Below are 25,344 nucleotides of genomic sequence, written 5' to 3' on the forward strand. Positions count from 1 at the left end.
GCTAAGGGGCGGCGGAGAGGTCTTCGGGCGGGGTCCACAGTGGTGCGCCATCGGCCCGTTCGGGGCGCAGCCAGTGGTGCCGTTCGGCGGTTTCGCCCGCGATGCGCAGGAATTCCCGGACGGTCTCCGACTCCTCGCCCGCGCGCCAGGCCACCGACCACGAGTACACCGGCTGCAGCTCCTGCGGCCGGTGCACCGGGAAGCCGTGCTCGGCGTACCGGCGGGCGTAGCTCTCGAATTCGAGCAGGAAAGCGCTGTCCGGTGCGCGGCCGAGCACGGCGCGGCAGTGGTCGAACGTGCCGGGGTTGCCCAGCCAGCGCAGCGCGAGACCGGTGTGCTGCTCGAACGAGCTCAGGTAGTGGCCGTGCACGTTGTACAGCGCCGTGCCGGGCGCGTCCGCGAAGACCTCGATGGGGCGCTCGTGCACCGAAACGGCCGCCCGGTTCGGGTCGCCGGGCCTGCCGATCAGCCGGAACGGCTCGAGCCGCAGCGGCGCGTGCTGCCAGCCCGCCGGGTACTCGGCCCGCAACGCGCCGGTGACGCGCAGGATCGCGACGTCGAGGTGGTCGTCGAGCAGCGTGGCGAGCTGGCGGGCGCTGTCCATCTGGCTCTGGACCACCTGGACGCCCGGGTGCGCCGCGAGGTAGGCGTCGGTGACGACCCGGCTGGTGTCCAGCTCGAAGATGTGCGCGACCCGCAGGCGGTTCGGCGCCGGTTCGCGCAGCATCTGGCCGGCGGTGGCCAGCAGCTGCCGCGCGAGCTGCAGGAACCGCTCGCCGCGCGGGGTCAGGGTGACGTGGCGGCTGTCGCGCACGAACAGCGGCGCGCCGACCTCGGCTTCGAGCCGGCGGATCTGCTTGGACAGCGCCGGCTGGCTGATGTACAGCCGGGCGGCGGCGCGCCCGAAGTGCAGCTCGTCGGCGACCGTGACGAAGTAGCGCACCAGCCTGAGGTCGAGGTCCATCCGGGCCTTCCGTGCGGGAGCGTGGAGCGCCAACGATGCCATCCCGGCTATCGATGCGCACGCGGCAGGTCTTGGACGGCCCGGCCCGGGTCGTGTTGGCTTCTCGGCAGACGCCGTCCCCGAACTGGAGGATCCGATGGCACCCGCGGGTACCCCTGTCGTGTTCATCCACGGTCTGTGGCTCCACGCCACGTCGTGGACCCCCTGGATCGAGCACTTCCGGGCCGCCGGGTACGCACCCGTCGCGCCCGGCTGGCCGAACGAGCCCGAAACCGTCGAAGCGGCCAGAGAACACCCGGAAGCGGTCGCGGACATCGGCATCGACGACGCCACGAACCACTTCGCGTCGATCATCGAAGGCCTCGACCGGCCGCCGGTGATCGTCGGCCACTCGTTCGGCGGCCTGATCACCGAGAAGCTACTCGGCCGGGGCATCGGCGCGGCCGGGGTCGCCATCGACCCGGCGCAGATCAAGGGCGTGCTGCCGCTGCCGCTGGCGCAGCTGCGCGCGGGCCTGCCCGCGCTGGGCAACCCGGCCAACCTGCACCGGTCGGTGTCGCTGACCGAAAAGGAGTTCCGCTTCGGCTTCGGCAACGCGCTGACCGACGAGGAGTCGGCCGAGCTGTATCGGCGCTGGACGATCCCGTCGCCGGCCCGGCCGCTGTTCCAGGCCGCGGCCGCGAACTTCGTCCTGCACTCCGAGGCGAAGGTCGACACCGGCCGAGCGGACCGCGGCCCGCTCCTGCTGGTCTCCGGCACCGCGGACCACACCGTCCCGGACGTCGTCACCCGCTCGACGCTCAAGCAGTACCGCGACTCCACCGCCGTCACCGAGCTGAAGCAGTTCGAAGGGCGGGGCCACTCGCTCACGATCGACAGCGGCTGGCGCGATGTCGCCGACGCCGTGCTCGCCTGGCTGCGCGAGCACGGGGTCTGAGCCCGTGGAACTGGATCTGGGCGGCCGCGTCGCCGTCGTCACCGGGGCCAGCCGGGGCATCGGCCTGGCCGTCACCCGGACCCTGGTCGCCGAGGGCGTCCACGTCGTCGCCGGCGCCCGCGCGCCCGGGGCCGAGCTGGAGGAGCTCGCGCGGGCCGGGAAGGCGCACACGCTGGCCGTGGACCTCGGCACCGCCGACGGCCCCGGCAAGCTGGTGGAGCTGGCGCTGACCGAGCTCGGGCGCGTCGACATCCTGGTCAACAACGTCGGCGCCGTCAGCCCGCGGCCGAACGGCTTCCTGCTCGTCACCGACGAGGAGTGGACCCGGTCGATCACCCTCAACCTGCTGAGCGCGGTCCGCGCGACGCGCGCGGTGCTGCCGACGATGGTGACCGCGGGCCGGGGCAGCATCGTCACGATCGCCTCGATCAACGCGACCCTGCCCGACCCCGGCGTCATCGACTACAGCGCGGCGAAGGCGGCGCTGGTCAACTTCACGAAGTCGGTGTCGAAGGAGTTCGGCCCCCGCGGGGTCCGCGCCAACGCGATCAACCCGGGCCCGGTCGCGACGGACCTCTGGCTCGGCTCGGGCGGCGTGGCCGAAACCGTCGCGGCGGGCTCCGGCGCGACCCCCGGCGCGGTGGCCGGCGAAGCGGCCTCCCACGCCGTGACCGGCCGCTTCACCCAGCCGGCGGAAGTCGCCAACCTGGCGGCGTTCCTGGCCGCCGACCGGGTCGCGGGCAACATCACCGGCGCGACCTTCACCCTCGACGGCGGGTACACCACCGAAACGCACTAAAATTCGTCCGGACCATCGGCGACGGGGGAGCGGTGACGGACGAATCCGACGAATGGTTCGCGGTGCGCTGCCTCTTCCGGTGGACGCACGCGGGCGAAGAACCGTACGAAGAGCGCATAACGCTGTGGCGCGCGGCCGACCTCGGCGAGGCGCTGGCGCTCGCCGAGGCGGAAGCACGCGAGTACGCGGAGCGGGCCGAGGTGAGCTACCTCGGGCTCGCGCAGGGATATGCGACGGGCGAGAAGGAGCTGTCGCCGGGCAGCGAGGTGTTTTCGCTGCTGCGCGACAGCTCCTTGCCGCCGGCGGAGTACCTGGAGCGCCACTTCGACACCGGTGGCGAGCACCAGGACCGCGGCTGAGGCGTCACCGCCGCTTGCCGAGCGCCTCCCGCTTGACGAAGCCGATCACCCCGGTGGCGACGAAGAGCACAGCGCCGACGATGATCAGCCAGAACAGGCTCTTGACGGCGATCCCAAGCACGACGAGGGCCGCCCAGATCACGAGCAGCCCGACGAGAATTCCCATGGTGGTTTCCCTCCTGGCGGTGCCCGGGGTGATACCCGGTCCCCCGGGCGGCTACACGTGGGTGGGCGGTGCCCGGTCAGGAGCCCGGCTCGCGACAATCCGGCCTGCCGGGTGGCCAGGGCAGTCGTCGCCAGGATGGAAACGATCAAGGCGGCGGCCTGCATGCCACTCTGCTGGCTGCCGCACGACGGGTGTTGACGCTCGTCCGGTCGCAGGATACTTCGCAGGGGAAGTACTCCGGGAATGTGTTCGGCTCAGAGGTCCAGCACCACGTCCTCGCGCGGCCGCGCGCAGCAGATCAGGGCCTCACCCTCCGCCGCCGGCTCGAGGGGGTCCGGGTCGTACGACACGCTCCCCGAAAGGACCGGCGTCACGCACGTGTGGCACACCCCCGTCCGGCACGACCACCGCGTCGGCACGTCGCACGCCTCGGCGAACTCCAGGAGGCTCGGATACCCCTCGGACCACGGCACGGTCAGCCCGCTGCGTGCGAACGTCACCGCCGGTCCGTTCCCCGGCGCTCCCGGTGGAGCGTGCGGGGGAGTCCGCGTGACGCCCACGAGGCCCGGGTTGATCGCCGGCACCCCGCCGAACAGTTCACTGTGGACACGCGAAGCGTCGAAGCCCAGCGATACGAACGCGGTGCGCATGGCCGTCATGAACGCGTCCGGGCCGCACAAGTAGACGTCCGCATCCACCGGCAAGTCCAAAGTAGACAAGGAGGAGAGGCTGAGTCGCCCGGTGTCAGCCGTCAAGAACACGTGCTCACGGCCGTGGCGAAGGCCGGCCAGAAGCGCATGAGCCTCCGCGGCGAATGCCTGCTCGGCAGCGGTCCTGGCCGTGTGTACCCACCGGACTTCCCGTGGCGAACCACTGGCCGCCAAGGCGTGCAGCATCGCCAGCACCGGCGTGACACCGATCCCCGCCGAGACCAGCACCACGGGACGCTCGTCGTCGGTCAGGACGAAGTCGCCGCGAGGGCCGGCCACGTCGAGCACCGCGCCGGGAGCCAACTGCGTCTGCAGGTAGCTGCTCACGACGCCGTCGCGCTTGACGCTGATGCGGTATTCACGCTCCGACGGCGCCGCCGACAGCGAATAGCTCCGCACCGGAGCCGGATCGCCGGCGCCCGGGACGCGCAACGTCACGTACTGGCCCGGCTCGGCGCGGGGCAGCGGGGAGTCGGCCGCCAAGTGGATCGACGTCACCGTCGAGCTCTCCGGCACCACGCGGGTCACCCGAAGCGGCCGGAAGCCACGCTGAACCCGGGGCGCCGGGGCCGCCAGCAGGTCGCGGAACGAGCCCTGCCAGCCGGGGCTGAGCGCCGGGATGTCGAGCGCCTTGCGCAACACCTCGGGGTCACGGTCCGGCAGGTAGAGCAGCGCGTCGATGGCCGCGACGCTCAGTTCGTGGCGGCCGGCCCGGGTGCGGACGATCTCGTCGCCGGCCTCGACGTGGCCCTCGGTGATGACGCGCAGGTAGAACCCCGGCCGGTGGTGCGCCACCAGCAGGGACGGCATCCGCGGCTCGCCCAGGCGCATGCCGACGCGGAAGCACGTCACCCGCGGCTGCGTGACCTCGAACTCCGCTTCGCCGATCCGGTACCGGTCGCCGATGTGCACCTCGTCGTCCGGGAGGCCGTCGACGGTGAAGTTCTCGCCGAACTGGCCGTCTTCGAGGTCGTCGCGCCCGAGGAACCGCCGCCAGTGCTCGTACGACTCGCGCTGGTAGACCAGCACCGCGCGGTTCTCGCCGCCGTGGCCACCCAGGTCGCCCTGGCCGTCGCCGTCGACGTTGAGGCGGCGGACCAGCCGCGGTCCCTCGACCGGGTACTTGAAGATTCCCGTGTGGACGGTCCGGTCCTGCCAGGCCACGTCCTTCGGCAGCCCGACGTTGAGCGACACCAAGCGCGCCATGGTCGTCTCCTTCATTCCGCCGTGCGCGAGCGCTGGTAGTGCCGCCGGGCCTTCATGCGGTTGCCGCAGACGGCCATCGAACACCAGCGGGCGCTGTTGGGCTTGCTGTGGTCGATCAGGAACAGCCGGCACTCCGGGTTGGCGCACGGGCGCAGCCGGCCGGGGCTCGACTTCGCCAGCGCGTCCCAGGCGAGCACGGCCCGCGCCGCCGCGGACCGGCCCGGTGGCACGTCGAGGACCCACTCGACGCCGTCGCCGAAGGCGGCCCGGTAGGCGACGCCGTCGACGAACCGCGCGGCCGTCGCGGGGGAGGCGTCGCCGCGCACGATGTCCTGCAGGGCGGACCGCGCCTCGACCAGCGTCCGGTGCTCGTCGTCGGTCGCCGGCTGCCCGTGGGCGGCGAGCCACTCCCGGCCGGCAGTGACGTCCGCGAGGTCGTCCTCGGCCCGGCCGTCACGCACCGGGGTGGTGTTCAGCAGGTCGAGCAGCAGGGTCTCGTCCGTCGTGGCCAACCTAACCTCCAAACTCATGGTTGACAGGTTACACCACGGGTGCTTGCATGGCTAACCATCAAACAATCTCAGAAAGGTTAGGCATCATGGGACTGGCCTGGCAGCAAGGACCACTGGCCACCCGGGCGGTGGGGCACTTCCTGGTCGAGCAGCCGCTGCCCGAACGGCTGCTGTTCGCCGAGCCGCTGCGGCGGCGGATGCGCGTGCGGTTCGGCGGCGAGTGGATCGCCGACAGCGAGGACGTCGTCCTCCTGCACGAACCCGGCCGCTACCCGGTGGCGTACTTCCCGCTCGCCGACGTCCGCGGAGACGTCCTGGCCGCCGAAGACCGGACGACGACGCACCGCGACCTCGGCCCCACCGGCTGGTACACGGTCCGGGCGGCGGGCGAGGAGACACCGCGCGCGGCGTGGCGCCACACCGGGCTGCCCGGCCACGCCGACGTCCTGCGTGACCGCGTCGCGTTCGCGTGGCGGGCGATGGACGCCTTCTTCGAGGAGGACGAGCGGATCGTCGGGCACGCGGCCGACCCCTACCACCGCGTCGACATCCGCCAGACCTCCCGGCACCTGGTCGTGCGCGAGGGCGACCGCGTCGTCGCCGAGACCCGCCGCCCGGTCGTGCTCTACGAGTCGGGCTTCGCGCCGCGCTGGTACGTGCCGCGGGAGGACATCGACCTCACGGCACTGACGCCGGTCGACGGCGAGACGTTCTGCCCGTACAAGGGCCTGGCCGGCTACTTCGACATCGGCGCGGGCAAGCGTGCGGCCTGGTCGTACCCGGAGGCGTGGCCCGAGGTCGCACGCGTGTCCGGGTTCGTGTCGTTCGAGCCGGACGTCGTCGACGTGACCCTCGACGGCCGGAAGCTGGTGCTCGAACCGGGCCAGACCGTCACCCCGCACGGCGTCGACCGGGGCCTGGACCCCGAAGAGCTGCGCGCGTTCGCCGAGAAGGGGATCTGAAATGAGCGATCGACGGGTGCTCGTCATCGGCCGCGGCAGTGGCATCGCCCGCGCGGTGACCTCGGCGCTGCGGGCGGCCGGAGCCCGGGTCGTGGTGGCCGGGCGCGACCGGGAGGCATTGGCGAAGGCGTACGACGACCCGGGCGTCGAGGCCGAGTTCGTCGACCTGACCGACGAGTCGTCCATCGCCGCGCTGGCCGGCCGGCTCGGCCAGGTCGACCACGTCGTCTCGACGGCGTCGGCCCGGGCCCGCGGCGCTGTCGGCGACCTGGCGCACGACGTCGTGCTGAAGTCGTTCGACGTCAAGGTGCTCGGCCCGCTGCTGCTGGCGAAACACTTCGCCCCGCGCCTGCCCGAAGACGGCTCGTTCGTGTTCTTCTCGGGGTCGTCGGCGCGGAAACCGGCGGCCGGGATGCTCGCCGTCGGCGCGACGAACGCCGCGGTGGACGCGCTGGTCCGGGGACTGGCGGTGGAACTGGCACCGCTGCGGGTGAACGCGATCTCGCCGGGCACGGTCGACACCGGTGCCTACGACGGGCTGGGGGAGCGGAAGAAGGCCGAACTGTTCGCCACGCGCGAAGCGACGAGCCCGGTGCGGCGGGTCGGGCGTCCGGAGGAGATCGCCGAGGCCGTGGTGTTCGCGCTGAACAGCACGTTCCTGACCGGGGTCTCACTGGCCGTCGACGGGGGTGAGCCCCTTGTCTGAGTTCCGCATCGAAGTCCTCACCCTGCCGGTCGCGGACGTCGACCGCGCGGTCGAGTTCTACACGGCGAAGGTGGGCTTCGCCCTGGACGTCGACTACCGGCCGCACGCCGGTTTCCGCGTGGTCCAGGTGACCCCGCCCGGTTCGGCGGCCGCCATCCAGTTCGGCGTCGGACTGACCGGCGCGGCCCCGGGCACGGCGCGGGACCACTACCTGGTGGTGCCCGACATCGAGGTGGCGCGCGAAGAACTCGCCGCCCGCGGGGTGCCGGCCGGGCCGCTGCGGCACAAGAAGTCCGCGGACTGGCAGGGCGATTTCGCGCCGGGCCCCGACCCGGAACGACGTGCCTACGCGAGCTTCTTCGACTTCGCCGACCCGGACGGCAACACGTGGATCGTCCAGGAGCGCGCCGGAGGGTGACCCGTCGTATGCTCGGCGCGTGCCGCCGCTGGTCGTGACCCTCGCCGTCGACGAAACCGCCCGAGCGGCGTGGAACGCGCTGCGGCGCCGGTGGTTCCCGCCGGAGCGGCTGGTCGTCGACGCCCACCTCACCCTGTTCCACGCGCTCCCGGGCGAGCACCTGGCGGCGGTGCTCGCCGACGGCGCCGAGGTCGCCGGCGACGTCGAGCCCTTCGAGCTGACGGTCACCGGCGCGCGGTCGCTCGGGCGAGGGGTCGCGCTCGACGTCACCGCCGAGCCCTTGCTGCGCCTGCACGCCGGACTGCGGGCGCGGTGGAAGGACTGGCTCACCCGGCAGGACGCGCAGCGGTTCGCCCCGCACGTCACCGTGCAGAACAAGGTGCGCCCGGACGTCGCCGCCGCGACGCTCGAAGCGGTGCGCCGCGACCCCGGTCCCCGCACCGCGACCGCGACCGGGCTCGACGTCTGGCGCTACCTCGGCGGCCCCTGGGAGCACGTCGCCAGTGTGCCGCTCGCCGGGCGCCGCTGACCATCCACTCCGGACTATGGGACGGCCCGGTCCCAGCGCGCGGACTCCCGTTGACACCCCCGCGGCTCGCCGGTGTACTCGGGATCATGACCGCGCACCGAAGGGAAAGCCGTTGACGACCAAGGAAAAGACCGGCTGGATCGCGATCGCGAAGGACGTCGCCGCGAAGCTCGCCGTCGACGCCGTCGAGCGCGACCGCCGCAACGCCACCCCGTTCGAAGAGGTCCGGCTGCTCAAGGAGGCCGGCCTGGTCACCCTGCTGGGCCCGCCCGAGCACGGCGGGGGCGGGCAGACCTGGGACACCGCCTACCGGGTGACCCGCGAGATCGCCCGCGCGGACGGCTCGATCGGCCAGCTGCTCGGCTACCACTACCTCTGGGCCTGGGCCGCGCGGCTGGTCGGCACCGACGACCAGATCGCGGCGGTCGAAGAGCTGTACACGAGCAACAACTTCTTCTTCGGCGGCGCCGTCAACCCCCGCGACTCCGACCTGACCATCACCGAGGACGGCGACGAACTCGTCTACAATGGACACAAGTCGTTCTCCACGGGCAGCCGGGTTTCCGACCTGACCGTGCTCGAAGGCGTCCTGGCCGGGACCGAGGAGCACGTCTTCGCCATCGTCCCGTCCGCCCAGGAGGGCATCGTCTTCCACGACGACTGGGACAACATCGGCCAGCGCCTCACCGAATCCGGCAGCGTGACGATCACCGGCGTCCGCGTCCCGTGGGCGAGCGCCGCCGGGTACGTCGACCGCGAGTTCCGGCCGCTCACCTACAACACGCTCAACGTGCCGGCGATCCAGCTGGTCTTCACCAACTTCTACCTCGGCATCGCCCAGGGCGCCCTCGACGCGGGCCTGGCGTACACCCGTGAGCGCACCCGCCCGTGGCCCTACGGCGGCGACGACAAGGACGCCGCCGCGGACGAGTGGTACATCCTCGACGGCTACGGCGACCTCCAGGCCAAGCTGTGGGCCGCGGAAGCGCTCACGGACAAGGCGGGCGCGGCGATCTCGGCGGTGCTGCACGCCCCGCGCGAGGACCTGACCCCCGAGGTCCGCGGCGAGCTGGCGGTCCTGATCGCGGCGGCCAAGCAGCGCGTGATCGAGACCGGGCTGGAGATCGGGACCAAGATCTTCGAGCTGACGGGCGCCCGGGCGAGCGCGTCGAAGCACGGGCTGGACCGGTTCTGGCGGAACCTGCGCACGCACTCGCTGCACGACCCGGTGGCGTACAAGCGGCGCGAGGTCGGCGTCTACGCGCTGCGCGGCGAGCTGCCGGAGCCCACCTGGTACACGTGAGCCGCCGAAAGCGACCACATCGTGACCGAAAACCGGGATGAACCGGACGGAAGGGTACGGGGGCGCGTTACTTGCCGTCCACCTGGTGAGACGGTTGAACGATCACCGGCACACCTCCTTAAAGTCCCCGATCGTCACCCGATCGGCTGAACTTTGAAGGTGTTGTGTCCGCCCCCTCCCTCCCGCCGCTCGCGGCGCGTTCCCTGCCCGCCGCGGTGTGGCGTGCCGTCCGGTCCGGGCGGTGGACGTCCGGCTGCGCGCTGCTCGTCGTCCTGATCGTGCTGCTCGCCGCCGGAGCCGACCTGTTCGCGCTGGCCGAGGGGCAGAGCCTCACCCCGGACATCGCCACGCTCGGCCCGACCGGGCTGCCGGCGGGCGCGCTCGGCGGGGTGAGCGGCGCGCACTGGTTCGGCGTCGAGCCCCTCACCGGCGTCGACCTCTTCGCGCTCGTCGCCCACGGCGCGCGGACGTCGCTGCTCGTCGGGCTCGGCGCCACCGCGCTGGGCACCGCGCTCGGCGTCCTCATCGGGGTCAGCGCCGGCTACCTCGGCGGCTGGTGGGACCGGCTGGTCACCTGGACCGCCGACGTCATCCTGGGCTTCCCGTACCTGATCTTCATGATCGCGCTCGGCGCCGTCCTGCCGGTCGACTTCCCGCGCCAGGTCACGCTGATCGTCGTGCTCGGGCTGTTCGGCTGGCCGCGGGTGGCCCGGATCGTCCGGGCGCAGACGCTGACGCTGGCCAAGCGCGACTTCGTCGCCGCGGCGCGGGTGATCGGCGGCGGTCCGTGGCACGTCTTCACCAAGGAGCTCCTGCCGAACTTGTGGGCACCGGTCATCGTCGTGGCGAGCCTCGCCATCCCGTCGATGATCGGGAGCGAGGCCGCGCTGTCGTTCCTCGGCGTCGGCGTGCTGCCGCCGACCCCGAGCTGGGGCCGCACCATCAGCACGGCGATCGACTTCTTCGAGACCGACCCGATGTACCTCGTCTTCCCCGGGCTCCTGCTGTTCCTCGTCACTCTCGCCTTCAACGTCGTCGGCGACGCGATCCGCGACACGCTCGACCCGCGGTCGGGCGGTGCGGCCTGATGCGCACCGCCCGCTTCGTGGCCACCCGGTTCGCCGGGATGCTGCTCGTGCTCCTGGTCGTCGCCTTCGTGACGTTCGTGGTGTTCTACGTCCTGCCCGCCGACCCCGCGCGGATGGCCTGCGGCCGCCCGTGCACGCCCGAAGGACTCCGGCTCGCGCGCGAGTTCATGGGCTACGACGTCCCCTGGTACCGCCAATTCTCCGACTTCCTCGGCGGGATCCTCGGCGGCCGGACGTTCGGCACCGGCGCCGCGGCGATCCACTGCACGGCGCCGTGCTTCGGCTGGGACTTCCAGAACAACGTCGACGTGCTCAGCGAGATCGGCGACCGGATCGAGGTCAGCTTCTCGGTCGCGCTGGGCGCGGCGGCGATCTGGATCGTCCTCGGGGTCGGCCTCGGCGTGCTTTCCGCGCTGCGCCGCGGGACCGCGGCCGACCGGATCACGATGGCCGCCGCGATGGCCGGCGTGTCCATGCCCGCCTACCTGGCCGGGATGATCGGCATCACGATCTTCGCCTTCGCGCTCGACGTCGTCCCGAAGAACGGGTACGTGCCGCTGACCGAAGACCCCGCGCAGTGGGCGTGGCACCTGGTGCTGCCGTGGTTCGTGCTGGCGTTCCTGCACGCGGCGATCTACGCGCGGCTCACCCGCGGCCAGATGCTGGAAACCCTCGGCGAGGACTACATCCGCACCGCGCGGGCGAAGGGCCTCACCGAGCGCAAGGTCGTCGGCCGGCACGCCCTGCGCAACGTCCTGCTGCCGGTGATCACCGTGTTCGGCGTCGACCTCGGCGGGCTGCTCGCCGGGACGGTGATCACCGAGCGGATCTTCGGCATGGCCGGCGTCGGGCGGCTGCTCGTCGACGCCATCGCTTCGCTCAACCTGCCGGTGCTGCTGGGCGTGACGCTGTTCTCGGCCCTGCTGGTCACGGTCCTGAACTTCCTGGTCGATCTCTGCTACGGCGCGCTCGATCCGCGGGCTCGCCTCGTCTGAAGGGGAAACGATGAAACGGGGACACTGGCTCTCGCTCGCCGCGGGGGTGACGGCGGCCGTCACGCTGCTGACGGCGTGCGGCGCCAACGACACACCGGCCGGGCCGGGCGGCACCGTCAAGCCGGGCGGGACGCTGGTGCTGCTCAACGACGCGCCGTCGATCACCTGGGACCCGGCGAAGAGCTCGAACCTCGTCGTCACCACGCTCGGCCTGATCCACCGGCGGCTGACGTCGTGGGACGTCGCGCCGGGCAAGGACACCACGATCGTGCCCGACCTGGCCACCGACACCGGGCGGCCGAGCGACGGCGGCAAGACGTGGACGTTCACGCTCAAGGACGGCCTGAAGTACGCCGACGGGACGCCGATCAAGAGCGAGGACGTCAAGTGGGGCCTCGAGCGTTCGTTCGCGGCCGCGTTCTCCGGCGGCCTGGCATACCACAAGGACCTGCTTTCGCCGGGCCTGGCGTACAAGGGCCCGTTCGACGGCGGCAAGGAACTCGACACCATCCAGACGCCGGACGCGAAGACGATCGTCTTCCACCTCGCCCGCGCGTACGGCGACTTCAACTGGGTCGCCAGCACGCCGGCGTTCTCGCCGGTGCCGAAGGGCAAGGGCGCCGAGGCCAACTACGGTGACCACCCGGTCGCGTCCGGCCCGTACCAGCTGCAGAGCTACGAGCGCGGCAAGTCGGCGAAGCTGACGCGCAACCCGAACTGGAGCCGGGACGAGGACAAGACGCGGCTGGCCAACCCGGACACCATCGACTTCGAGCTCGGCCAGGACACCGGCGTCATCTCCAAGCGCCTGGTCGACGACACGGGCAAGGACCGCGCCGCCTTCGGCATGTCGTTCGCCTCACCCGCGCAGCTGGCCCAGATCCAGGGCAACGCGTCGGCGAAGTCGCGGCTGGTGACGTCGGAATCCGGGGCGCTGGCCTACCTTTCGCTGAACACCCAGCGCGGCACCCTCACCAACCCGAAGGTGCGCCAGGCCTTCCAGTACGCCGTCGACAAGGCCGCGTACCAGGTCGCCAGCTCCGGCAGCGCGCAGCTGGCCGGCGACGTCGCGACCACGCTCATCACGCCGGGCCTGCAGGGCCGCGAGCAGTACGACCTGTACCCGGCGCCGCCCTCCGGTGACGTCGCGAAGGCCAAGCAGCTGCTCGCCGAAGCGGGCTTCCCGAACGGGCTCGACGGCCTGGTCCTGGCCACCCACAACGAGCGGGGCTTCCCGGAGAAGGCCGCGGCGATCCAGGCTTCGCTGGCGCGGGCGGGCATCAAGGTCTCCATCAAGCCGCTCGACGAGGACACCTACACGTCCGAAGTGGACACCAAGGGCTTGTCCGACTTCGACCTGACGCTCACCTCGTGGCAGCCGGACATCCCGTCGGCCAACGCGAACATCCAGCCGCTGTTCCAGTCCACCGAGATCGGCAACGGCGGGTACAACGAGTCGCGGTACAGCAACCCCGAGGTCGACAAGCTCATCGCCGAAGCACAGGCCACCGTGGACCCGGCGGAAGCGGGCAAGAAGTGGGCGGCGCTGGACAAGAAGATCCTCGCCGACTCGCCGGTCGTGCCGCTGATCTACACGCGGAACTCGTTCCTGCACGGCTCGCAGGTCGGTGGCGTCGAGATCGGGCGGTTCCCGGCCTACGTCGACTACCGCAAGTTCGGGATCGTCCAGTGACCGGAGCCGGGCTCCTGCGGCTGCACGACGTCGCGGTCTCGTTCGGGGACGTCGAAGCCGTCCGAGGGGTCGGCTACGAGGTCCGCGCGGGCGAAGTCGTCGCCGTGGTCGGGGAGTCCGGCTCCGGCAAGACGGTCACCGCGATGTCCCTGCTCGGCCTGCTCCCGCCCACGGCGAAAGTGTCCGGGCGCGCGGAGCTGGCCGGGCGGGACCTCTACGCGCTGACCCCGGCCGAGCTGCGGGAAGTTCGCGGCGGCGAAGTCGGCATGGTGTTCCAGGAGCCGATGAGCGCGCTGAACCCGGTGTTCACCCTCGGCGACCAGCTCGTCGAGGCGATCCGCGCGCACCAGCCGCTCACCGCGGCCGCCGCCCGGGACCGGGCGATCGAGCTGCTCGGCCTGGTCGGGCTGCCGGAGCCGCGCGAGCGGTTCCGGTCCTACCCGCACGAGCTGTCCGGCGGGCAGCTGCAGCGCGTCGTCATCGCCATGGCGGTGGCGAACGAGCCGAAGCTGCTGATCGCGGACGAGCCGACCACGGCGCTGGACGTCACGGTGCAGGCCGAGATCCTCGAACTGCTGCGCGACCTGCGGTCCCGGCTGGACACGGCGATCCTGCTGATCACCCACGACATGGGCGTGGTCGCCGACCTGGCCGACCGGGTGGTCGTAATGCAGGACGGCCTGGTCGTGGAACAGGGCGACGTCCGCACGATCTTCGCCACCCCGGCCGAGGCGTACACCCGGCAGCTGCTCGGCTCGGTCATCTCACTCGGCGGGGCCGCCACGGCCGGGCTCGAACGCGCACTGGCCGACGACGTCTCGGTCGGGCCGGCGCACGTCGCCGCGGCCGAGCACCCGGCGTCGGCGTCGGTCCCGGACGTACCCGCCGAGGCCCCGCTGCTGCGGGTGGAAGACCTCTCGGTGACCTACCGCGGCCGGTTCCGCGCGCTGGCGGTCCGGGCCGCCGAGGGCGTGAACCTGCACGTCGAGCCGGGGGAGGTGCTCGGCCTGGTCGGGGAGTCCGGCTCGGGCAAGAGCACGGTCGCGCGGGCCGTCACCGGCCTGCTCGCGCCGTCCGCCGGCACCGTCCGCATCGGCGACACCGACCTCACGCGGGTCCGCGGCCGGGCGGCGAAGGCGTTGCGGCGGCGGATCGGCATGGTGTTCCAGGACCCGCTGTCCTCGCTCAACCCGCGCACGACGGTGGGGGAGAGCGTCGCGACGCCGCTGCGGCTGCACCGCGCGGTCCGGCCGTCCGAAGTGGACGGACGGGTCGCGGAGCTGCTGTCGGCGGTCCAGCTGTCGCCGTCGCTGGCCGCCCGCTACCCGCACGAGCTTTCCGGCGGCCAGCGGCAGCGGGCCTGCATCGCGCGGGCCCTGGCCCTGCGCCCGGACCTGCTGGTCGCGGACGAGCCGACGAGCGCGCTCGACGTCACGATCCAGGCCCGGATCCTCGACCTCCTGCGCGACCTGCGGTCCGAGTTCGGCTTCGCCTGCCTGTTCATCAGCCACGACCTCGCGGTGATCGAACAGCTCGCCGACCGCGTCGCGGTGATGCACCGCGGCCACGTCGTCGAGCAGGGCCCGGCCAAGGAGGTCCTGACCGCCCCGGCGCACGCGTACACGCAACGCCTCCTGTCGGCGGCACCGGTCGCCGACCCGGACGCGCAACGCCGCCGCCGCGAGGCTTGGCGTCAGCTGCGCTGAGCAGCGGCCGCGGCGAGCCCGGCGAGGTGGCGCAGCGAGTTCTCGAGGTGCCCGGGACCGAACGGCGGGAACCGGATGCCCCGGTCGCGGATGTACTGGGGCACGGCGGACCAGTCGTAGGAGAGCGTGACCTCGGTGGCTTCCGCACCGAGCGGCGCCAGGTCGTACCGCCAGACCCACCCGCCGAACTCGAGCTCGCCGTCCCCCTTCCGGTGCCCGGTCACCCACCCGATGGCCCGCGGCGCCTCGAACACCTCGACGCGGTTGACCACCTGGTACTCCCCGACCGGCCGGCTGCCGTGGAACATGTCCATCCGGAACAGCTGCCCGACCGCGCTCAGCGGCGCAGGATCGACGGATTCCCGCACCCAGCCGGTCCCATCGATGGCGGCGTGCGCCGCCGGGTCCGCCAGCACGGCGAACACCCGCTCGGCGGGCACGGGGAAGGTCAGGGTCGCGTGCACGTTCTCGTGGTCCGGCATGTCGGGTCCTTTCTCGGGGGCTCTCACCCGGACCACGAACGGGTCGGCCGCCGTTCGACACCGGCGCGGCGAAAACCTGCCGGAAGTCGCGATACTGGATCGATGAGTGACCGTGCCGCCGGGCCGCCCGAGGGTGGGCCGGCCAACCACGTGGCCGGCGGCGTGTCCGGGAACCTGGTCCAAGTTCGCGACGTCCACGGTGACGTGCACGTTCACCCGCCGTCCCGCCCGGTGGCGTCGCTGCCGTACCGGGCGGGGGTGGCACCGCAGCAGGCGGCGGCCTTCCAGGATCGGGTGGGGACGACGCGCCGGCTGGTGGCGGCGTTGGACACCGCGGTGCCGACCGGTCAGCCGCGGGTGCACACCGGTGTGGTGTCCGGGCTGGGCGGTGTCGGCAAGACACAGGTCGCACTGGACTACGCCCAGCGGCTCTGGGACGACGGCGAGGTCGACGTGTGGGTGTGGGTGACGGCGGGGTCGCGGGAGGCGATCGTGTCCAGCTACGCCCGGGTGGCCGCCGAGCTGACCGGCCTCGAGGACACCGACCCCGAGCAGGGCGCGCGGCGCTTGCTGGAATGGCTGGCCGCCGGTTCGGCGCGGTGGTTGATCGTGCTCGACGACGTGCAGAACCCGGCCGACCTGCGGGGCCTGTGGCCCCCGGCCACCCCGGGCGGGCGTGCAGTGGTGACCACCCGCCGCCGGGACGCCGCGTTGCGCGGGCCCGGCCGACGGCTGGTCGAGGTCGACGTGTTCACCCCGGACGAGGCCGAGGCGTACCTGCGGGCCGCGCTGGCCGACCAGCCCCACCTGGCCGAGGGGACGGTCGAATTGGCGGCGCGGCTGGGGCACCTGCCGCTGGCGCTGGCGCAGGCCTCCGCGTACCTGCTGGACCGCGGCCTGACGTGCGGCGACTACCTCGCGCGGTGGACCAGCCGCCGGCGCACCCTCGCGTCACTGCTGCCCGAAGACGACGGGTTGCCGGACGAGCACCGCGCGACCGTGGCCACGACGTGGTCGTTGTCCGTGGAGCAAGCCGACCGGCTGGAACCGCCGGGAATCGCGGGCGCCCTGCTCGAGGTGGCCGGCGTGCTGGACCCCAACGGCATCCCGGCCGCGCTGTTCACCGCCCCCGCGATCACCGAACTGCTCACCGGCCGCACGGGACGGGACGTCGACGCCGAGCAGGCCCGCGACGGGCTGGGGTGCCTGCACCGGCTGAACCTGATCACCCTGGACCCGCGTTCGGACACCCGGACGGTGCGGGTCCACGCGTTGGTGCAGCGCGCCACCCGCGACGCCCTGACCGTCCCGCAGCGTGCGGCGGTGGCGAGGAGGGCAGCCGACGCGCTGCTCCACAGCTGGCCGGACCCCGAGCGCGACACCGCGCTGGGGCAGGTGCTGCGCGCCAACACCGAGGCGTTGACCGAGGCCGCGGGCGAGCACCTGTGGGAACCCGGCGCGCACGCCGTGCTGCTGCGGGCCGGGGCCAGCCTCGGCGGCCGGGGGCTGGTCACCGAGGCCAAGATCTACCACCTCCGGCTTCAGTTCACCGCTGAACGGCAGCTGGGTCCGGACCACCCCGATACCTTGACCGTCCGCGGCCACGTCGCCCGGTGGCGGGGCGAGGCGGGTGATCCCGCCGGTGCGGCGGCCGCGTCCGGGAAATTGCTCGCCGACATGACGCGGGTGCTGGACCCGGACCACCCCGACGTCTTGACCGCCCGCGGCAACCTCGCGTTCTGGCGGGGACACGCGGGTGATCCGGCCGGCGCGGTGGCCGCGTTCGAGGAGCTGCTCGCGGACCGGGTGCGGTTGCTGGGTCCGGACCACCCCCACACCTTGGCCGCTCGCGGCAACCTCGCCTACTGGCGGGGGCGAGCGGGTGATCCGGCCGGTGCGGCGGCCGCGTCCGAGGAGTTGCTCGCGGACATGGTGCGGCTCCTGGGCCCGGACCACGCCCACACCTTGATCACCCGCGGCAACCTCGCTCGCTGGCGGGGTGAGGCGGGCGATCCGGCCGGTGCCGCGGCCGCGTTCGAGGAGGTGCTCGCCGACGCGCTGCTGGTGTGGGGCCCGGACCACCCGCACACCTTCGCCACCCGCAACAACCTCGCCTGCTGGCGGGGGGAGGCCGGTGATCCGGCTGGTGCGGTGGCCGCGTTCGAGGAACTGCTCGCCGACAGCGTGCAGGTGCTGGGCCCGGACCACCCCGACACCTTGACCGCGCGCGGTCACCTCGCTCGCTGGCGGGGCGAGGCGGGTGATCCGGCCGGTGCGGCCGCCGCGTTCGAGGAGCTGCTCCCGGACCGCGTGCGGGTGCTGGGCCCGGACCACCCCGACACGGTGGCCGCCCGCGAGAACCTCGCCCAGTGGCGGACCCCACCCGCCTGAGCGAACTGCGGTTGCCCGGCGACCTGCTCGGCGTACACCTCATCCCGTTCGGCGCCGGCCAGCAGACGGCCGACCACCGGGAACCGCTCGTCGAGGTCGATCAGAGCTTTTGGCGATCGGCGGCGTCCGCGGCACCTGGGGGCAGTTCCGGAGTGCGGTGCGGCATCGTGAGCGAGAATGACGGGTATGGGGTACTTCCTGCAGGCTGTCGTTTCGACCGAGCCTGTGCTCCGGACGGTGGCGGGCTCGGTGGAGGGTGCGTGGGTCGTCCCGCTCGGCCAGCACTTGTCGTTGCTGCCGATGACCGACGAATTGTTCGACGCGGTGACGGCCGCCGGAGGGGGCGAACTCGCCGGGTTCTGGAAAGTACCCGCCGGGTTCGCAGACATAGTGGCCACTTGCTCGGCGGGCGGTCCCATCGCCTACGTCGAGGCTGACTACTTCGGCGGGAGCGGAACCCAGTCCGCACAGGTGTGGGCCGGCGGTGAAACGGTGCTCGGCCCCCTGCATTCGGCTTCGGAAGAGCCGGCACCGGCCGACGGCAGCCCCATCTCCCAGGCGCTCCGGCGACTCGGCGCGGTCAAGGGCGAGCACTTCGACGAGTTCGACGCCATCGGGCTCGGCCGCCACCGCGACACGGACGACTGGCTTCCGTCCCCGAGCTGATGACGGCTCCCGAATCACGGCGCTGCTTCGAGCCCGGCTGGGCTCGACGCTGGAGTCGGTGACCGAAGAGTGGCATTGGTACCAAGGCCGACGGAACGCGCTGGTGATGTTCTGGTTGCACTTCGACCGCTTCCCGGTTCTTGCGCTGCGCGGACGGGCGATCTGCTCCACCTCGAGGAATCGGCACCGCGTGGCTCGTACGACATGGGCGAGCACGGCGAAGGCAAGGTCGTCCCGCCGCGGCGTCAAGCCTTCTTCAGCGGTATGTCGGCTCTCGTCTTCGCGATGCCACCCTGATCTGGGGACTCTCCACGGAACCGGCACCGCACCACCGCATCGAGACAGTGACCATCACGGGCTCTTGATTACAGTCCCTGCGGCGCCTGGAATGCCTGGATCACGTGTGCCGCGAAGCGCTGGGCCGCCGCGGCCTGCGCCGCCGGGGGATCCGCCTCGATTCCGCTGCCGGCCATGATCATCAGGGTCAGGTCGGTCATCCCGACGTCGGGGCGCAGGTGGCCCGTGGCCTTGGCGCGGCGGATCAACTCGGCCGCCGCGGCCAGAGACGAACTGCGCATGGCCGCGAAGTCCAGCGCCTGCGGGTACGCGGTCTTGACCGCCGCGATGAACCCGTGGTCTCGCACCTGAAGCGAGCACAGCTTCTCGACCACGGAACAAAAGCCGCGCCAAGGATCAGGGTCAGCAAGGCCCTCGCCCAAGATGGAACGCCATGCGCGCGCCTGATCGGCGAACGCCTCGGTGACCAGTGCGGCCTTCGTCGGAAAGTGCCGGTACACCGTCGCCGGTCCGACCTCCGCGCGGCGGGCGATCTCGCGGACCGGGACGTCAAGACCGTCCGCACCGAACGCCGTCCGGGCCGCGGACAGGATGCGGGCGCGGTTGTCCCGGACGTCGGTGCGAGGCAAGCGGGCGGTCATCCCTCTCACTTTAGGTGAACCCACCCACCAACCCGTTAACGTCCGGCCGAAGCAAGGACCCCGGAAAGCTGGGCAGGACATGACATCCACCAGGCACGACGGCGACACCTGGGACCCCACCTCCAGCGTCGGCGCGACCGCCACCCTGGCCGCCGTCGCGAGGGCGATCGCGAGCCGTGAAGGGCCCGTCGACGACCCCTTCGCCGAGCCGCTCGTCAAGGCGGTCGGGGTCGATCTCCTGACCCGGCTGGCGACCGGCGAAAAGGCGCCCGGCGACCTCGTCGGCCGGAGCGCCATCGACGGAGCCAAGGTGCGGACCAAGTTCTACGACGACTTCTTCCGCAATGCCGCGAACGCCGGCATCAGGCAGATCGTGATCCTCGCTTCGGGACTGGATTCCCGCGCCTACCGGCTGCCCTGGCCGTCCGGGACCGTGGTGTACGAGGTCGACCAGCCGCAGGTCGCCGAGTTCAAAACGCGCACCTTGGCGGCGTATGTCCCCACAGCCGAGCGCCGGGTGGCCGCGGTGGATCTGCGGAACGACTGGGCCGCCGCGCTGCGGGAAACCGGGTTCGATCCGGGGCAACCGACGGCGTGGAGCGCCGAAGGACTCCTCGGCTACCTCCCGCCGCAAGCACAGGATCGCCTGCTCGACACCGTCACCGAACTCAGCGTGGACGGGAGCCGGGTCGCCACCGAGAGCAGGCCGAACCCGCGGCCGGGCGACGACGAAACCACCAAGAGGAGCCTCGACCGCATTTCCGAACGCTGGCGCGCGCACGGCTTCGACCTCGACCACGCGCGGCTGCGCTACTTCGGTGAGCGCAACGAAGCCGGCCCCTACCTGACCGGCCTCGGCTGGGAAATACACGGCACCAGCGTCCGGGAGCTGTTCGCCGCCTGCGGGCTGCCGCTCGCGGACGACGACCTGCGCATGGGCGGTGTCCACTACGTCAGCGGGACCCGGTAGCGGGCCGCGGGGCCAGGTGCAGGTGGACACTTCCCCTACCCGGAGATCAGCGTCGCGGGCTGACCCTCGCCTCCAGGTGCTCGGCGAGGGCGGCCACCGTCGGGTGGTCGAACAGCGCCGCCGCCGGGAGCTCGATGCCCGCGCGGGCCGTGACGCGGTTGCGGATCTCCAGCGTGGTCAGGGAATCGAAGCCCAGCTCGGTGAACGGCCGGTCGTCCGCGATCACGTGCGGGTCCGGGTGGCCGAGCACCGCGGCCACCTCCGTGCGCAGGAGGTCGCGGAGCTCGGCCCCGGCGGGCTGTCGCGGCCAGGGGCGGGAACCGGTGGCCGGGCGCGGGTTCACGGTCATCGGCGGCTGGGTGAAGCGCGCCGGGATCAGGACCGGCTCGGGCGAGGCGAGGGCCGCGTCGAACAGCGCCAATCCTTGCTCCGCGGTGATCGCCGTGACGCCGGACGCGGTGATCCGGCGGTGGGCGGTCGCGGAGATCCGGTCGCCGAGCCCGGTGCCGACCTCCCACAGGCCCCACGCCAGCGACACCGCCGGGCGGCCTGCCGCGCGCCGCCGGGACGCGAGCGCGTCCAGGAACCGGTTCGCGGCCGCGTAGTTGGCCTGGCCCGCCTTGCCGAAGGTCCCGGCGATCGAGGAAAACAGGACGAACGCCGTCAGCGGAAGGTCGCGCGTGACCTCGTCGAGGACCAGCGCCGCGTCCGCTTTCGGGCCCAGCACCGCGTCGAGCCGCTCCGGCGTCTGGGCGGACAGGACGCCGTCGTCGACCACCGCGGCGGAGTGCACGACGGCGGTCAGCGGCGGGTCGCACGCCTCGACCAGGCGCCGCATCTCGGCGGGGTCGGCGGCGTCGGCGGCGACGATCCGGACCCCGGAGCCCAGCTCGGCCAGCTCGGCCGCGCCGGGAGCCGCCGGGCCGCGACGGCTCACCAGCACGAGGTGCCGGACGCCGTGGGCGCGGACGAGGTGGCGGGCGACCAGCGCGCCGAGTGCCCCCGTGCCGCCGGTGATCAGCACCGTGCCCGCCGGGTCGAGCGGCCGCGCGGCCGACGGCGTGGCCCGCGCGACGCGGAACACGTGGGGCACCCCGCCGTGGACGGCGATCTGCGGTTCCGTGCCGTCGCCGGCCAGGCCTTGCACGTCGGCGGCCGCGCCGGGGTCGAGGTCGACCATCGTCAGCCGCCCCGGGTACTCCGCGGCCGCCGAGCAGCCGAGGCCCCAGACCGCCGCGGCGGCCAGGTCGGGTTCGGGCCCGGTCGCGTTGCGCGTCACGAGGGCCAGCCGGCCGGGCTCGGCCAGCCGCTGCTGCAGGAGCCGCAACGCGCCGGCGGTCGCCGGGCGGACGGCACCGGACGGCGCTTCGACGACGGTCACCGGCTCGCTCGCCGGAACGGGCGCCACCGGCACCCAGCGCGGGCGGTACAGCATCGTGTCGGCCGGGCTCGCCGGCTTGGTGACCATCGACTCCACGCGCGCGAGCGGGACGCCGTCCGTGCCGAACACCGTGACGCCGACCGTGCCGGGCCCCTCGGCGGTGACGTGCACCCGTGCCTGCCGGATCCGCGGCCCGTACAGCTCGACGCCGCTCCACAGGAACGGCATCCGCGGTTCGGTGCCCGGGGCCGCGAGCGCCGCCGCCTGCACCGCGGCGTCGAGCAGCACCGGGTGCACCTCGAAGGAGCCGCCCACGCCCGGCGGGAGCTCGATCTCGGCGCACACGTCGTCGCCGGCCCGCCACAACCGGTTCACCGCGCGGAAGGCGGGCCCGTAGGTGTGCCGCTCGTAGGCCGCGGCGACGTCGATCTCGGTCGCTTCCGCCGGTGGCCACTCGGTTTTCCACGGCTCGGGCCGCGGGCCGGGCGGCCGGAGCCGTCCGGTGGCGTGCCGTCGCCACGGCTGATCCGCGTGCGGGCGGGCGTAGGCGTCGAAGCGCGGCCCGTCGACGACCACCTGCAGGCCGTGGTCTTCCAGCGGCAGCGGCCTGGATCAGTCCTTTGTGGACTCACCGGTGGCCGCGGCGGCGATGTCGAGCGCGGCTTCCGCGGGCATGCGGTCGTCGGCGTCGTCGCCGCGTTCGGGGTGGGTGGCCACTGAGCCGGGATCGACCGCCTCGACGTGGATCCCGGCGCCGCGCAGCTCGGCGGCGAGGGCCGTGGTCAGGCCTTCTAGGGCGTACTTGGCCAGCGCGTACCCGGGCGCCCGGACGGTTTCGACGTCGGCCCCGATCTGGGCGGCGGCACCGCTGGAGACGTTGACGATCCGGGCGGCGGGTGCGGCCTCGAGCATCGGCAGGCAGGCCTGGACGAGCGCCAAGGGGCCGAGGACGACGACGTCGTAGGAGGCGCGGGCCGCGGCGATGTCCGCGTCGAGCAGGGACAGCACGGTGAAGTCGGGCATGTTCGCGGCGTTGTTGACCAGCGCGTCGAGGCGGCCGGCCGTGGCGCGCAGGTGCTCGGCGCACGCCGCGACGTCGGCCGGGTCGGTGATGTCGAGCCGCACGGCTTCGGCGGAGAGCCCTTCGGCGACGAGTTCGGCGGCCCGTTCGCGGGTCTGTTCGAGGTTCCGCCCGGCGAGGACGGCGTGGTAGCCGCGAGTGGCGAGCTCACGGGCGACGGCGAAGCCGAGGCCGTGCGCCCGGCTCGCGCCGGTGACGAGGGCGACCGGTGATTCGTTCATGGCACCTACTGTAGGGAAATCCTACAATTGTGCCAACCCGCTTTCTTGGCCTAGGATCGGCGCCATGTCCGATCGCCCTCGTGCCCTGCTGCGCTGGCCCACGTACCTGATGGGCCGCCTCCACCGCGGCGGCGTCGCGCGGATCGACGAGGAGCTGGCGGCGATCGGCACGTCGTTGCGCGACTTCTACGTCCTGGTCTGCGTCGGCGAGTACGGCCCGCTGTCCCAGCAGTCCGTCGCCGACCGCCTCGGCCTCGACCGCAGCGACCTGGTCAAGGTGCTCGACCGCCTGGAAGCGGCGGGCTGGGTGCTCCGCGAGCGCGACACCGAGGACCGCCGGCGGCACGTGCTGACGCTGACGGAGGACGGGCGCGTGATGGTGGCGAAGACGGAGGAGGTCTCGGCCGCGGTGACGGGCGAGCTGCTCGCGCGGCTGACCCCGCGCGAGCAGGACACCCTGCATCGGTTGCTGCTGAAGGCTTCCGGCGATCAGGCCGGCCGGTAGCGGGTGGCGAGTGCGGGGCTCTGCCCGCCGAACGCGGCCAGTTCCGCGCCGAAGACCGACTCCAGCAGCCCCGCGTCTTCCACGCCTGGCGCGCACACGACCTCGCCCAGTTCCAGCCCGCGCAGCGCAGCCGAAACGACGTCGGCCGCGCTCATCCGCGGGACCGCGCTGAGGTCCAGACCTTGCCGCGAGTGGAACTCGGTCGCGACCACCCCCGGGCACACGACCTGCACCCGGACGCCGGTCTCCGCCAGTTCGGCGCTGAGCGTCTGGGACATGGTGACCAGGTGGGCCAGCGTTCCCGCGTAGACGGTCCGCCGCGGCAGCTGCGCCTGCGGGGCGGGCCCGCTGAAGGCGATCATCCCGGCCACGTTGACGATCGCGCCGCGACCGCGTTCGACCATGCCGGCGACCGCCGCGCGGGCGAGCAGCGTCGGTGCGAGGACCTTGACCTTGACCAGTTCGCGGGCCTTCGCCGCGGGCAGGTCGGCCAGCGGCATGTAGTGCGCGACGCCGGCGTTGCTGACCAGCAGGTCGAGCGGCTCGACGGCGGCGATCTCCGCGACTTCGTCGATGCCGTCGTCGGTGGACAGGTCGGCCGCCACCGTGCGGATCCCGACCTCGGGGTGGGCGGCGGCGAACTCGTCGAGCCGTTCCTGGCGCCGCCCGACGAGCACCAGGTCGTGGCCGTCGGCGGCCAGGCGCTCGGCGAACGCCCGGCCGATGCCCGACGTCGCGCCGGTGACGAGGGCGAGCTTGCTCATGGTCGAACGTCCTTCCGGAGAGGTGGGGCCGGCGCGAGCGCGGCGGAACCGAGGAGGGCCAGCTTGTCCGCGGCGTCGGTGCCGGGATCGGGGTGGTAGACCGCGAGCACGAGCCCGGGTGCGTCGCTCAGCAGCAGCTTTTCCCGGTTCAGCACCAGTTCCCCGACCTGCGGGTGGGCGAAGCGCACGGTCGCGCCGCGCCGGTTCGCCACGTCGTGGCGGGCCCACAGCTCGCGGAACCGCTTGCTGGCCAGGGAAAGCTCGCCGACGAGCTCGATGAACCGCGGGTCGTCGGTCTCGGTCCCGACCGCCTGGCGGAACCCCGCCACGAGCCCTTGGGTGGCGAGGTGCCAGTCGGGGAAGAGGGCCTGCTCGGCCGGGTCGAGGAAGACGTCCCGCAGCCGGTTCGCGCCGGCGACGAGCCGCGGTGAGATCGCCTCGGCGAGCGGGTTGGCCGCCAGCACGTCGAGGTAGCGGCCCTCGACGAACGCGGGCAGCCCGACCGCCGCGAGGAACTTGAGCGTGCCGGGCGGGACCGTCTCCTTCCGGCGCCGCCGTTTCCGGGGCCGGTGCTCGGTGAGGCCGATCAGGTACGCCGTGGTGTCGTCGTCGAGCTGCAGCACGCGGGCGATCGCTTCGAGGACCTGCCGCGACGGGTTGCGGTCGCGGCCCTGCTCCAGGCGCAGGTAGTAGTCGGCGCTGATGCCGGCCAGCTGCGCGACCTCTTCCCGGCGCAGCCCCGGCACCCGCCGCACGCCGCCGGCCGGGACGCCGGCCTGCTCGGGTGTCAGCAGCTCCCGGCGGGCGCGGAGGTGATCGCCCAGCAGGTTCGGTTCGTCGGTCACCACTTCACGGTAAGCCGCGGGCGGCGCCGGTGCCTGGTCCTGTCACC

26 protein-coding genes are annotated in these 25,344 nt (G+C 72.7%); 16 read left to right on the forward strand and 10 right to left on the reverse strand.

What is annotated here, in order from left to right; all coding sequences use genetic code 11:
• Window position 1: 1 nt before the first annotated feature.
• Window positions 2-964, reverse strand: a complete 963-nt coding sequence (locus MUY14_RS11020) for a LysR family transcriptional regulator (protein WP_247022858.1) — start codon at window positions 962-964, stop codon at window positions 2-4.
• Window positions 965-1,100: 136 nt separating this feature from the next.
• Here MUY14_RS11020 and MUY14_RS11025 point away from each other — a divergent pair, with 136 nt between their 5' ends.
• From MUY14_RS11025 to MUY14_RS11035, 3 genes are read left to right on the forward strand one after another with little or no spacing between them, the layout of a single operon-like run.
• Window positions 1,101-1,901 (forward strand): alpha/beta hydrolase, encoded by an 801-nt coding sequence (locus MUY14_RS11025; protein ID WP_247022859.1) that lies wholly within the window; start codon window positions 1,101-1,103, stop codon window positions 1,899-1,901.
• A 4-nt stretch (window positions 1,902-1,905) separates the two neighbouring features.
• The gene (locus MUY14_RS11030; protein WP_247022860.1) at window positions 1,906-2,700 is read left to right on the forward strand and encodes an SDR family NAD(P)-dependent oxidoreductase; all 795 of its coding nucleotides are present in this window, start codon (window positions 1,906-1,908) and stop codon (window positions 2,698-2,700) included.
• 32 nt (window positions 2,701-2,732) lie between these two features.
• Window positions 2,733-3,059, forward strand: a complete 327-nt coding sequence (locus MUY14_RS11035; protein ID WP_247022861.1) for a hypothetical protein — start codon at window positions 2,733-2,735, stop codon at window positions 3,057-3,059.
• A gap of 4 nt (window positions 3,060-3,063) precedes the next feature.
• On the opposite strand, the gene MUY14_RS11040 is transcribed toward MUY14_RS11035, so the two are convergent.
• The 3 genes from MUY14_RS11040 to MUY14_RS11050 form a co-directional block, all read right to left on the reverse strand.
• Complete coding sequence (locus tag MUY14_RS11040) at window positions 3,064-3,225, reverse strand: hypothetical protein (protein ID WP_247022862.1); 162 nt, start codon at window positions 3,223-3,225, stop codon at window positions 3,064-3,066.
• 254 nt (window positions 3,226-3,479) lie between these two features.
• A complete protein-coding gene (locus MUY14_RS11045) occupies window positions 3,480-5,141 on the reverse strand; it encodes an MOSC and FAD-binding oxidoreductase domain-containing protein (RefSeq protein ID WP_247022863.1) in 1,662 nt (553 codons plus the stop codon).
• An 11-nt stretch (window positions 5,142-5,152) separates the two neighbouring features.
• Window positions 5,153-5,671, reverse strand: a complete 519-nt coding sequence (locus tag MUY14_RS11050) for a CGNR zinc finger domain-containing protein (RefSeq protein WP_247022864.1) — start codon at window positions 5,669-5,671, stop codon at window positions 5,153-5,155.
• Window positions 5,672-5,739: 68 nt separating this feature from the next.
• Between MUY14_RS11050 and MUY14_RS11055 the strand changes: the two genes are divergently transcribed.
• From MUY14_RS11055 to MUY14_RS11095, 9 genes are all read left to right on the forward strand, one after another.
• Window positions 5,740-6,615, forward strand: a complete 876-nt coding sequence (locus tag MUY14_RS11055; RefSeq protein WP_247022865.1) for a DUF427 domain-containing protein — start codon at window positions 5,740-5,742, stop codon at window positions 6,613-6,615.
• A gap of 1 nt (window position 6,616) precedes the next feature.
• A complete protein-coding gene (locus tag MUY14_RS11060) occupies window positions 6,617-7,321 on the forward strand; it encodes an SDR family oxidoreductase (RefSeq protein WP_247022866.1) in 705 nt (234 codons plus the stop codon).
• Window positions 7,314-7,739 carry a VOC family protein gene (locus MUY14_RS11065; RefSeq protein WP_247022867.1) on the forward strand — a complete coding sequence of 142 codons (426 nt, stop codon included), beginning with the start codon at window positions 7,314-7,316 and terminating at the stop codon, window positions 7,737-7,739. Before MUY14_RS11060 ends, MUY14_RS11065 begins: the two co-directional genes overlap by 8 nt.
• A gap of 19 nt (window positions 7,740-7,758) precedes the next feature.
• On the forward strand, window positions 7,759-8,268 hold the full coding sequence (locus tag MUY14_RS11070) for a 2'-5' RNA ligase family protein (RefSeq protein ID WP_247022868.1): 510 nt from the start codon (window positions 7,759-7,761) through the stop codon (window positions 8,266-8,268).
• Between the two features lie 112 nt (window positions 8,269-8,380).
• Window positions 8,381-9,571 carry an acyl-CoA dehydrogenase family protein gene (locus tag MUY14_RS11075; RefSeq protein ID WP_247022869.1) on the forward strand — a complete coding sequence of 397 codons (1,191 nt, stop codon included), beginning with the start codon at window positions 8,381-8,383 and terminating at the stop codon, window positions 9,569-9,571.
• Between the two features lie 164 nt (window positions 9,572-9,735).
• Complete coding sequence (locus tag MUY14_RS11080) at window positions 9,736-10,659, forward strand: ABC transporter permease (protein ID WP_247022870.1); 924 nt, start codon at window positions 9,736-9,738, stop codon at window positions 10,657-10,659.
• Window positions 10,659-11,654 (forward strand): ABC transporter permease, encoded by a 996-nt coding sequence (locus tag MUY14_RS11085; RefSeq protein WP_247022871.1) that lies wholly within the window; start codon window positions 10,659-10,661, stop codon window positions 11,652-11,654. Before MUY14_RS11080 ends, MUY14_RS11085 begins: the two co-directional genes overlap by 1 nt.
• A gap of 10 nt (window positions 11,655-11,664) precedes the next feature.
• On the forward strand, window positions 11,665-13,347 hold the full coding sequence (locus MUY14_RS11090) for an ABC transporter substrate-binding protein (RefSeq protein ID WP_247022872.1): 1,683 nt from the start codon (window positions 11,665-11,667) through the stop codon (window positions 13,345-13,347).
• Window positions 13,344-15,053, forward strand: a complete 1,710-nt coding sequence (locus tag MUY14_RS11095; RefSeq protein WP_247022873.1) for an ABC transporter ATP-binding protein — start codon at window positions 13,344-13,346, stop codon at window positions 15,051-15,053. The genes MUY14_RS11090 and MUY14_RS11095 overlap by 4 nt, the downstream gene beginning before the upstream one ends.
• On the opposite strand, the gene MUY14_RS11100 is transcribed toward MUY14_RS11095, so the two are convergent.
• Entirely contained in the window at window positions 15,041-15,535 is a 495-nt protein-coding gene (locus MUY14_RS11100) for a polyketide cyclase (RefSeq protein WP_247022874.1), read from the reverse strand. The two genes, MUY14_RS11095 and MUY14_RS11100, sit on opposite strands and share 13 nt — an antisense overlap.
• Window positions 15,536-15,637: 102 nt before the next feature.
• On the opposite strand from MUY14_RS11100, the gene fxsT reads away from it, so the two are divergent.
• On the forward strand, window positions 15,638-17,926 hold the full coding sequence (gene fxsT / locus MUY14_RS11105; protein WP_281506282.1) for an FxSxx-COOH system tetratricopeptide repeat protein: 2,289 nt from the start codon (window positions 15,638-15,640) through the stop codon (window positions 17,924-17,926).
• A 186-nt stretch (window positions 17,927-18,112) separates the two neighbouring features.
• The gene (locus tag MUY14_RS11110) at window positions 18,113-18,592 is read left to right on the forward strand and encodes a hypothetical protein (RefSeq protein ID WP_247022875.1); all 480 of its coding nucleotides are present in this window, start codon (window positions 18,113-18,115) and stop codon (window positions 18,590-18,592) included.
• A gap of 365 nt (window positions 18,593-18,957) precedes the next feature.
• On the opposite strand, the gene MUY14_RS11115 is transcribed toward MUY14_RS11110, so the two are convergent.
• Window positions 18,958-19,530: a TetR/AcrR family transcriptional regulator gene (locus MUY14_RS11115; protein ID WP_247022876.1), complete on the reverse strand. Its 573-nt coding sequence runs from the start codon at window positions 19,528-19,530 to the stop codon at window positions 18,958-18,960.
• A gap of 79 nt (window positions 19,531-19,609) precedes the next feature.
• Between MUY14_RS11115 and MUY14_RS11120 the strand changes: the two genes are divergently transcribed.
• Window positions 19,610-20,500, forward strand: a complete 891-nt coding sequence (locus MUY14_RS11120) for a class I SAM-dependent methyltransferase (protein WP_247022877.1) — start codon at window positions 19,610-19,612, stop codon at window positions 20,498-20,500.
• A 46-nt stretch (window positions 20,501-20,546) separates the two neighbouring features.
• Here the strand turns inward: MUY14_RS11120 and MUY14_RS11125 are convergent, their stop codons facing one another.
• Both MUY14_RS11125 and MUY14_RS11130 read right to left on the reverse strand, forming a co-directional pair.
• Window positions 20,547-22,457, reverse strand: coding sequence for a type I polyketide synthase (locus MUY14_RS11125; protein ID WP_247022878.1), 1,911 nt, complete (start codon window positions 22,455-22,457; stop codon window positions 20,547-20,549).
• 36 nt (window positions 22,458-22,493) lie between these two features.
• The gene (locus tag MUY14_RS11130; protein ID WP_247022879.1) at window positions 22,494-23,183 is read right to left on the reverse strand and encodes an SDR family NAD(P)-dependent oxidoreductase; all 690 of its coding nucleotides are present in this window, start codon (window positions 23,181-23,183) and stop codon (window positions 22,494-22,496) included.
• A gap of 64 nt (window positions 23,184-23,247) precedes the next feature.
• Here MUY14_RS11130 and MUY14_RS11135 point away from each other — a divergent pair, with 64 nt between their 5' ends.
• The gene (locus MUY14_RS11135; RefSeq protein ID WP_247022880.1) at window positions 23,248-23,688 is read left to right on the forward strand and encodes a MarR family winged helix-turn-helix transcriptional regulator; all 441 of its coding nucleotides are present in this window, start codon (window positions 23,248-23,250) and stop codon (window positions 23,686-23,688) included.
• Here the strand turns inward: MUY14_RS11135 and MUY14_RS11140 are convergent.
• Both MUY14_RS11140 and MUY14_RS11145 read right to left on the reverse strand, forming a co-directional pair.
• A complete protein-coding gene (locus MUY14_RS11140) occupies window positions 23,673-24,452 on the reverse strand; it encodes an SDR family oxidoreductase (protein ID WP_247022881.1) in 780 nt (259 codons plus the stop codon). The genes MUY14_RS11135 and MUY14_RS11140 overlap by 16 nt on opposite strands.
• Window positions 24,449-25,297, reverse strand: a complete 849-nt coding sequence (locus MUY14_RS11145; protein ID WP_247022882.1) for a helix-turn-helix domain-containing protein — start codon at window positions 25,295-25,297, stop codon at window positions 24,449-24,451. The genes MUY14_RS11140 and MUY14_RS11145 overlap by 4 nt, the downstream gene beginning before the upstream one ends.
• Window positions 25,298-25,344 lie beyond the last annotated feature (47 nt).

This window comes from Amycolatopsis sp. FBCC-B4732, from assembly GCF_023008405.1.
Classification (GTDB): domain Bacteria; phylum Actinomycetota; class Actinomycetes; order Mycobacteriales; family Pseudonocardiaceae; genus Amycolatopsis; species Amycolatopsis pretoriensis_A.

Coding starts and splice junctions, on each gene's coding strand:
- MUY14_RS11135 (WP_247022880.1), top strand. CDS start 23,248: ATGTCCGATCGCCCTCGTGCCCTGCTGCGCTGGCCCACGTACCTGATG.
- MUY14_RS11050 (WP_247022864.1), bottom strand. CDS start 5,671: ATGAGTTTGGAGGTTAGGTTGGCCACGACGGACGAGACCCTGCTGCTC.
- MUY14_RS11020 (WP_247022858.1), bottom strand. CDS start 964: ATGGACCTCGACCTCAGGCTGGTGCGCTACTTCGTCACGGTCGCCGAC.
- MUY14_RS11025 (WP_247022859.1), top strand. CDS start 1,101: ATGGCACCCGCGGGTACCCCTGTCGTGTTCATCCACGGTCTGTGGCTC.
- MUY14_RS11130 (WP_247022879.1), bottom strand. CDS start 23,183: ATGAACGAATCACCGGTCGCCCTCGTCACCGGCGCGAGCCGGGCGCAC.
- MUY14_RS11055 (WP_247022865.1), top strand. CDS start 5,740: ATGGGACTGGCCTGGCAGCAAGGACCACTGGCCACCCGGGCGGTGGGG.
- MUY14_RS11090 (WP_247022872.1), top strand. CDS start 11,665: ATGAAACGGGGACACTGGCTCTCGCTCGCCGCGGGGGTGACGGCGGCC.
- MUY14_RS11100 (WP_247022874.1), bottom strand. CDS start 15,535: ATGCCGGACCACGAGAACGTGCACGCGACCCTGACCTTCCCCGTGCCC.
- fxsT (WP_281506282.1), top strand. CDS start 15,638: ATGAGTGACCGTGCCGCCGGGCCGCCCGAGGGTGGGCCGGCCAACCAC.
- MUY14_RS11120 (WP_247022877.1), top strand. CDS start 19,610: ATGACATCCACCAGGCACGACGGCGACACCTGGGACCCCACCTCCAGC.
- MUY14_RS11085 (WP_247022871.1), top strand. CDS start 10,659: ATGCGCACCGCCCGCTTCGTGGCCACCCGGTTCGCCGGGATGCTGCTC.
- MUY14_RS11140 (WP_247022881.1), bottom strand. CDS start 24,452: ATGAGCAAGCTCGCCCTCGTCACCGGCGCGACGTCGGGCATCGGCCGG.
- MUY14_RS11110 (WP_247022875.1), top strand. CDS start 18,113: ATGGGGTACTTCCTGCAGGCTGTCGTTTCGACCGAGCCTGTGCTCCGG.
- MUY14_RS11060 (WP_247022866.1), top strand. CDS start 6,617: ATGAGCGATCGACGGGTGCTCGTCATCGGCCGCGGCAGTGGCATCGCC.
- MUY14_RS11115 (WP_247022876.1), bottom strand. CDS start 19,530: ATGACCGCCCGCTTGCCTCGCACCGACGTCCGGGACAACCGCGCCCGC.
- MUY14_RS11040 (WP_247022862.1), bottom strand. CDS start 3,225: ATGGGAATTCTCGTCGGGCTGCTCGTGATCTGGGCGGCCCTCGTCGTG.
- MUY14_RS11045 (WP_247022863.1), bottom strand. CDS start 5,141: ATGGCGCGCTTGGTGTCGCTCAACGTCGGGCTGCCGAAGGACGTGGCC.